This window comes from Rhodoferax sp. UBA5149 (assembly GCF_002413825.1).
Taxonomy (GTDB): domain Bacteria; phylum Pseudomonadota; class Gammaproteobacteria; order Burkholderiales; family Burkholderiaceae_C; genus Rhodoferax.
The window spans coordinates 13,567-20,520 of sequence record NZ_DHXT01000045.1 but is presented as its reverse complement, the minus strand read 5'-3'; the positions used below and the strand labels follow the sequence as shown (position 1 = coordinate 20,520).

Genomic DNA, 6,954 nt, shown 5'->3' with positions numbered 1-6,954 from the left:
CGGTAGAGCACGCTTTTGAGCAGCGGCACAACGAGGCTGGTCAGGTCATGTTGGGGCACGCCGGGGTTGGCCTCAAGCGTATCGCTGAGATTTTCATGGATCATGACAAGAACTCCACCAGATGCGGTCAATTGACGAGCAATTTGACCGGCGGCTTCCAGCCTTGCGCTGTAGCCCGCCGCGCGAATTTTTTATCGTCAAACGTGGCCATGCTGGTGCAATGGCGGGCTGACGCATGGTGCAAGGCATCGGCAAAGTCGAACCCATCGCCCAGCGCTGCGGCGGCCAGTTCGACCGCCACGCGATCTTCAATGTCAACATTGGGCATGGCCAGCAAATGCGACAACACGGTCAACACGTCTTTGGGTGGGCTCTTGTAATAGCCTCTGAGCACCCACTCCAACTCCAGCACGACCGACTTGCTCACGAATAGTGATTTGCCACTTTCCAGAAGCTTTCTGGCCGCTGCGCTTTGCTTTTGCGATGGCGCGTCGGTACTGACAACATAGTAGCGGGCCAACACATTGGTGTCGAGCCCGATCATGGTGCGTTGGCGAGCAGGCTGGCGACGTCAAAGTCGGCCGGCACCCCTTTACGTCGGCTCTGGATCAGGCCGAAGCCGCTGGCGTCAGCTTGCCGGGGTGAGCGCGCGGGTCGCAGGGCAATGTGGTCACCCTCGATTTGAAAGGTGATGGCCATGCCTTGCTTGAGTCCAAAATGTTGACGAACATCACGGGGTATCGTGACTTGCCCCTTGCTGGTCAGGGTGGTTTGCATCGCAACTCTCCAAAAGTATTACTTGGTAATACTAGCATATTCAACACCGTCGCATCCTCAATTTCTCACGAAAATAACGCGCGGCAGTTGGGCGCGGCGGGTGACAGGGCCACTCGCATCGTCATGGGCCAGCCACTCCACCGATTCAAGCGTGGCTTCATCCACGACGGAGTTCGGCGCTTCGCTGGCCAGTTGCAGGTAGGCCACCAACTCGCCCAAACCCTGCTCCAGTGGCCGGGCTTGCAGTAACTCCCCCAAGCTGATCTGGGCGCGTGTTTGCAGTGACTGGCGAATGTGGCTGGAGAGTGCCACCTTGTCCACCCGCACCTGCGAGAACAGGGCGGCAGCATCCATATCCGCCTCGCCCGCCTCCAGCGCCACGTTGGTAATCACGGTCTTGATGGTCGGGCTGAAAAGGGGCCGTTCCATCGGCAACTCGAGACTGGCGGTCAGGTCGTCCATCCCCATGAAATTCCCCGTTGGAGGTGTGCCACGCAGCGCCAACGCGCGGGCCTCGATGCCGCGCAGAATATCCATGATGCGGCGATTTTCCAGCCAGGCTTGGTCGTCCAGGAAGCGGCGCAACTGTTGCGACAACTGCGCCACCGTCGCTTGCGCGTGCTCGCCCGCCTCCAGCCAGTCGTAGTGCACGCGTTTGAGCCGAAGGTCCGGCGAGAGTGCCGCCACCGGGGGCAACTGCAGCACGCGCTCCAGCAACTGGGTCAGCTCCTCCTGGCGCGACTGCGACATCAAAAAATCCCAGAAGGCGCGAAAACTCTTGCCTTGGTCCGAGTCGGCAATGGCGTCGCGCTCGCCCATGATCTCTTCCAACAGCGCGCCCTTGGCGCCATCCCACAGCGCAATGCGCTCGCGCACTTTTCTGTCCAGTCCGCGAAAGTTATGCTCCACCTCACGGAAATCGGTCAGCAGCTCACGCGCCAGGCCGGTGAACTGCTGGAACCGCTCTTTCAATGCCGTGTCGTCGAGCAAAGGCATCTCGCCGCTGTGGACCAACGCAATCTCCAAATCAATCTCGTCGCGTTTTTTGTACAGCTCCTGGAGGCGCGTCTCCGGGTTGGTGTCGCTGCCCTCGCTCATTTGCTTGAGCAAGTCAAACAGGGTTAGCAAGCGCGACTCGGTACCGACAAAGGCGCGTTCCGTCAAGCTGACCAGCCAGGCCAGCGCACGCTCGGTGGCCGGGGTCAAATCAAAATGCGGCTCGTCCGAGCCAGCGGGATAAAACTTGCGCAGCCAGCCCTTTTCATTGGCGGCCCAGTCGTTCAGATACTCCTGCGCCGACTTGGGAAACATCGGCACACCCAGGCGCTGGCGCAAGCCAAACAAGGTGTCTTCCAGCGCCTCCGCCAGATCGGACTGCGCCATCACCCGCACATTGGGCACGATGAAGGCCCGGTGCAAAAAGCTGCCGATCAAGGGCGCATGCTCCGCCGCCAGCAAACGCCAGGCCGGGTGCTGGCGGCGCAGGGCGTCGAGGGTGCTGAAGTCTAGATTAATAGGCGACTCCCGTGAAAAAAACTTGTATAAGCGCCTATTTTGTCAGGCGCGGAAAAAGCCCCCGATTCAAGCGATGGCGCCCAGATTATTCAGGGCTTGCCCAAGGGCTGGCCCCAGCTGTCTTCAAACAGCAGATCATCCAACGGACTGCGCTGGGCCCAGCTCTCTTTCTGCAGCATGGGTTCCTCGTAAAAGGCCTGCACCGGTCCGATGCACAGCAGGGCAATCGGCTCGGCCCCGGCGGGCATCTGCAGCAGGGCTGCCACGGCAACGGGATCGAACAGGGACACCCAGCCTACGCCCACGCCTTCAGCGCGCGCTGCCAGCCACAGGTTCTGGATCGCACAGGCGGCGGAGGCCAAGTCCATCTGCGGCAGGGTGCGGCGGCCAAAGATATGCTTTTCGCGCCCGTCGGCCAGCGCCACCACCCACAGCTCGGCGGCTTCCCGCAGGCCCTCGACCTTGAGCCGCATGAAGGCTTCTTCACGCTCGCCCAACGCCCGCGCGGTCGCCGCCCGCTCCTGCTCCACCAGCGCATGCAAACCGGTGCGCAAGCTGGCAGAGGCTACGCGCAAAAAACGCCAGGGCTGCATGAAGCCGACGCTGGGGGCGTGGTGCGCGGCCGTGAGCAGACGCCGCATGGCTTCAGGCGCGACCATGCCACCGGCGAAGTGACGCATGTCGCGCCGCTCGAAGATGGCGCGGTACACCGCGCTGCGTTCTGCGGCGGAGAAGGCCAGCTCGATGGCGGGTGCCGAATCGATCAACCTTGGTGGGTCAGGGTATGTCATGCGGCGTCCAGCGGCATCCAGCCGTAGATCAGCGGGTCGGTGATTTCGTCCAGCGTCACCATGAAGTAGTCGCCCGCAACGCCAGCCCGAACGCGGCCGTGCTCTTGCCTTTGCCGTCGCCCGTGTTGACGATGACGATGCCGCGGCGTTCACCCTCCGGTTTATCGTAGGGTTTATCCGTGGGGGCGGTTTCGATTTGCATCAGGTTTGCTTTCTTTAATTCTTGGGTAGGGCCACCCACTGCTCGCCCAAGGCGTGAATGGCGATGCGCCCCTCGAACACATCCTCCAGCGCACGGTGGGTGGCACTGTCATCACAGGCGCCTTGATGGGTGACGCGGCCTTGGGCCATGATGACCATCTGGTCGGAGTGCAGGGCGAACGAGATTTCATGCAACACGCTCACCACGGTCTTGCCCTCCTCAATCAGCACCCGCACCACACTGAGCCAGTCGGCCTGGTGCGGCGGGTCCAGATTGGCCAGCGGCTCGTCCATCAGCAGCACCTGCGCCTGCACCGCGAGCGCCCGGGCCAGCAGCACGCGCTGGCGCTCGCCGCCCGACAGTTGGCCCAGGCTGCGGCCGCGCCAATCCCAGGCCTGGGTCGCGCGCAAGGCCTGTTCGACTGCAATGAGATCGGCCTCACTGGGGGCCGCCAGCCAGGTTTGGTGCGGCAGGCGGCCCAGCATGGCCACATCCCACACCGTCAAGTCATCGCCCGTGACCTCGTTTTGTCCCAGCCAGGCCAGTTGCTGCGCGCGCAGACGCCCCGGCAAAGTAGCCATCGGCTGGCCCAACAGTGCGACCGTACCGGTGTGCGGCAGCAGTCCGGCCAACACCTTCAGCAGGGTCGATTTGCCAGCCCCATTGGGGCCGACGATGCTGGTCCAGCGGCCCGCCGGCAAAGCCAGATCGATGCCGTTGAGTACCTGAACATTCCCGAGTCTAGCCCTTATGGAATGGGCGTCGATAGCTATTGAATGCATAGCATCTCTCACACCCCGGCGCCAGAAGAAACGCGGGTGCTGCGGTGCATCAGCCACAGCAGATAGCCGCCGCCCAGCATGGCGGTGAGCACGCCCACCGGCAACTCCTGCGGCGCAATCAACCAACGCGCCAGCATGTCAGCGGCCATCAGCAAGACGCCGCCCATCAGGCTGGACAGAAAAATCAGGCGGCCGTGGGTGGTCTTGACGACCGAGCGCACCAGGTGCGGCGCCGCCAGACCGACAAAGGCAATCAGCCCGGTTTGCGCCACTGCCGTGCCGGTGGCCAGCGCCAGCACCGCCACCAGCGCGGCGCGCATTTGGGGCAGCGGCAAGCCCAGGCTGGCGGCCGTGGCCTCGCCCAGCGAGAGGCCGTCCAGCACATGGCTGAGCATCCAGGCCACCACCATGCAAATAAGCCAAATGCCGGCCATCAGGACGCAGGCGGTCCAGCCGACGAAGCTGGTGCTGCCCAGATCGAAAGCCTGCATCGCCTGCGTCACTTCGGGCACCATCAGCATGGTGAGCGACGCAAAAGCGCCCAGCACCACGCCGACGATGACGCCGGCCAGCAGCAGGCGCAGCGTGTGCTGCACGCCTTTGGCCAGCATCAGCGTCAGCAGCACCGCGCCCACGGCACCGACAAACGCCGCCCCGGTCAGCCCCAGGCGCACCAGCCACTGCGTCGCAAACGGCGACAGGCCAAAAAACACCAAGGCCAGCGCCACGCCCAGCGAGGCGCCCGAGGCACTGCCCAGCAGGAAAGGGTCTGCCAGCGGGTTGCGAAACAGCCCTTGCGCCACGGCACCGGCCAAGCCCAGCAAAGCCCCGGCCGCCCAGGCACCCAGGGTGCGTGGCAAGCGGATGTCCCAGACGATCTGCAGCGCCACCGGGTCGCTCCAGGCCTTGAGAACGCTTTCGAACCCGGTGCTGCCGACACTGGCGCCCAGCAGCAGCAAGGCCACGCTGGCCAGCAACAGGCCGGCCGCCAGCAAAGAAGCCACGCGCTGCTGACGGGAAATATCGGTCACTGTGGTTTACCTTGCAGACATTGCGCCATGATGCGGGCGCCCTCGGCCATACGCGGCCCGGGCCGTACCAGCGCATCGGACTGCGCCGCGCTGAACACACACACACGGCGCTCCCGGATGGCACGGATACCCGCCCAGCCGGGGCGCCCGTCCATGCCTGCGTAATTGCGGTCACCGACCATGATCACATCCGGATTGGCCCGTACCACGAACTCGGGGTTGATCTTGGGAAACGGCCCCAGGCTGGCCGGCACGATGTTTTGGACACCCAGTCGCGCCAGGGTTTCGCCAATGAAGGACGACTCACCGGCGGCATAGGGCGCGCGGTTGACCTCAAAGTACACGCGTGTCTGCTTGACGCTGGCAGGCAGCGACTGCGCCGCCGCCAGGACGCCCGCGTCGATCACGCGCCAGACGCGCTGGGCATCGGGCACATCCAGCAACTGGCCTATCGTCTGCAGCACGCGCTTCACATCGGCGTGGCTTTTGGGCTCCAGCGCCACCACCTTGATACCCAGCGACTGCAACCGCTCACCGGCCCGTGACGAGGTGGCCATCAGCACAACGTCGGGCTTGAGCGCCACAATGGCTTCGATGTTCGGGTCCAGCCCGCCGCCCACCTGCGGCAGAGCGCGCACGCTGAGGGGGAAGTCGGAATAGCGGTCCACACCGACCAGCCGCTGGCATTGCCCGAGCTCGCACACGGTCTCGGTCAGCGAAGGCAGCAAACTCACGATGCGCTGGGGCGGCTGCGCAAACGTCACGGTGACACCGCGCTCATCGGTGACTTGCAGGGCCTTAGCGGCGCCCGCCCCCGTCAAGGCAGTGAATACAGTCAGGGCAGCAAGAGCGACCCAGCGTGGCCACCGTTTGAGGTTCGCATTCTTCATCCGGCATCTTTCAAAGTCAGTGGCAAACCCGCCGCCATCAGGGTGACGCGCTGACACACGCGCGCCACATCCTGGTTGAGCGTGCCCAAGGCGTCGACAAAGGCGCGCACCTCGGAGCCCAGCGGAATCACGCCCAGACCGATCTCGTTGCCGACCAACACGACGGGGCCGGGCGCGGCGGCGATTGCTTCCAAAAGCATAGCTACTGGCGTCCTATTGACGGGGGCTAGAGGCTGATTTACCTCTAAGTCTTTTTCCAAAGGCATGAGCCAGTTGGTGAGCCACAAGGTAAGGCAATCCACCATCACCAGCGTGTCGGCGCGGCTGTATTGCCCGATGGTTTGCGCGAGCGCCAGCGGTTCTTCCACCGTTTCCATGCCCGGTACCCGCAAGGCCCGGTCAGCTTGGTGGCGATGGATGCGCTGGCGCATCTCCTCGTCCCCGGGCTGGCCCGTGGCAATCAGCACGGCCCGATGGCTGGCTGATGTCCCCAGCCAGATCCGTGCCAGCAACTCGGCACGGCGCGACTTGCCGCTTTTCTGGCCACCCAGAATCAGCTCGCTGTACGCCAATTGCAGCCCGCTTTCATCCATACAGATGGCTCCAATCCATGACGATGCGGTGCAGCTGGGCCACGCCATCGGTCAGCGCGGCCGGGCCGGGCTGCAGAATGTCGGCGGACTTGATTTCAAACAGCTGCTGGTTTTTGACCGCGTTGACATTCTCCCAACCCGGGCGCACCGCCACTTTCTCGGGCCGGAATTTCTTGCCGCACCAGGAACCGATGATGATGTCGGGGTTGCGCCGCACGATCTCGTCACTGTTGCCAATGATGCGGTTCTTGCCCAGCGACTGGGCGGCGAGCTCGGGAAAGCAATCGTCGCCACCGGCAACACCCATCAACTCGGACACCCAGCGAATGGCGCTGATGTGCGGAGTGTCCCATTCCTCGAAGAAGATTTTGGG

At 63.7% G+C, this 6,954-nt stretch carries 9 protein-coding genes and 1 pseudogene; all 10 read right to left on the bottom strand.

Translation table 11 applies throughout. The features are described from left to right. Positions 1-127: 127 nt before the first annotated feature. The gene (locus B3V69_RS03565) at positions 128-544 is read right to left on the bottom strand and encodes a type II toxin-antitoxin system VapC family toxin (protein ID WP_296443866.1); all 417 of its coding nucleotides are present in this window, start codon (positions 542-544) and stop codon (positions 128-130) included. Beyond that, positions 541-777 (bottom strand): AbrB/MazE/SpoVT family DNA-binding domain-containing protein, encoded by a 237-nt coding sequence (locus tag B3V69_RS03560; RefSeq protein ID WP_296443864.1) that lies wholly within the window; start codon positions 775-777, stop codon positions 541-543. The genes B3V69_RS03565 and B3V69_RS03560 overlap by 4 nt, the downstream gene beginning before the upstream one ends. A gap of 57 nt (positions 778-834) precedes the next feature. Continuing rightward, on the bottom strand, positions 835-2,292 hold the full coding sequence (locus B3V69_RS03555; RefSeq protein ID WP_296443881.1) for a DUF3375 domain-containing protein: 1,458 nt from the start codon (positions 2,290-2,292) through the stop codon (positions 835-837). Between the two features lie 89 nt (positions 2,293-2,381). Then, a complete protein-coding gene (bluB, locus tag B3V69_RS03550; RefSeq protein ID WP_296443863.1) occupies positions 2,382-3,083 on the bottom strand; it encodes a 5,6-dimethylbenzimidazole synthase in 702 nt (233 codons plus the stop codon). A gap of 70 nt (positions 3,084-3,153) precedes the next feature. After that, positions 3,154-3,285, bottom strand: a pseudogene (locus B3V69_RS03545) (cob(I)yrinic acid a,c-diamide adenosyltransferase); the annotation flags it as partial. 14 nt (positions 3,286-3,299) lie between these two features. Then, on the bottom strand, positions 3,300-4,067 hold the full coding sequence (locus B3V69_RS03540) for an ABC transporter ATP-binding protein (RefSeq protein WP_296443861.1): 768 nt from the start codon (positions 4,065-4,067) through the stop codon (positions 3,300-3,302). A gap of 8 nt (positions 4,068-4,075) precedes the next feature. Next, positions 4,076-5,098 (bottom strand): FecCD family ABC transporter permease, encoded by a 1,023-nt coding sequence (locus B3V69_RS03535; protein WP_296443859.1) that lies wholly within the window; start codon positions 5,096-5,098, stop codon positions 4,076-4,078. Then, positions 5,095-5,988: an ABC transporter substrate-binding protein gene (locus B3V69_RS03530; protein WP_296443857.1), complete on the bottom strand. Its 894-nt coding sequence runs from the start codon at positions 5,986-5,988 to the stop codon at positions 5,095-5,097. Before B3V69_RS03530 ends, B3V69_RS03535 begins: the two co-directional genes overlap by 4 nt. Continuing rightward, on the bottom strand, positions 5,985-6,581 hold the full coding sequence (locus B3V69_RS03525; protein WP_296443855.1) for a bifunctional adenosylcobinamide kinase/adenosylcobinamide-phosphate guanylyltransferase: 597 nt from the start codon (positions 6,579-6,581) through the stop codon (positions 5,985-5,987). Before B3V69_RS03525 ends, B3V69_RS03530 begins: the two co-directional genes overlap by 4 nt. Beyond that, positions 6,574-6,954: ABC transporter substrate-binding protein (locus B3V69_RS03520; RefSeq protein WP_296443854.1), on the bottom strand; the 381-nt coding region annotated here is incomplete at its 5' end. The genes B3V69_RS03525 and B3V69_RS03520, both read right to left, overlap by 8 nt.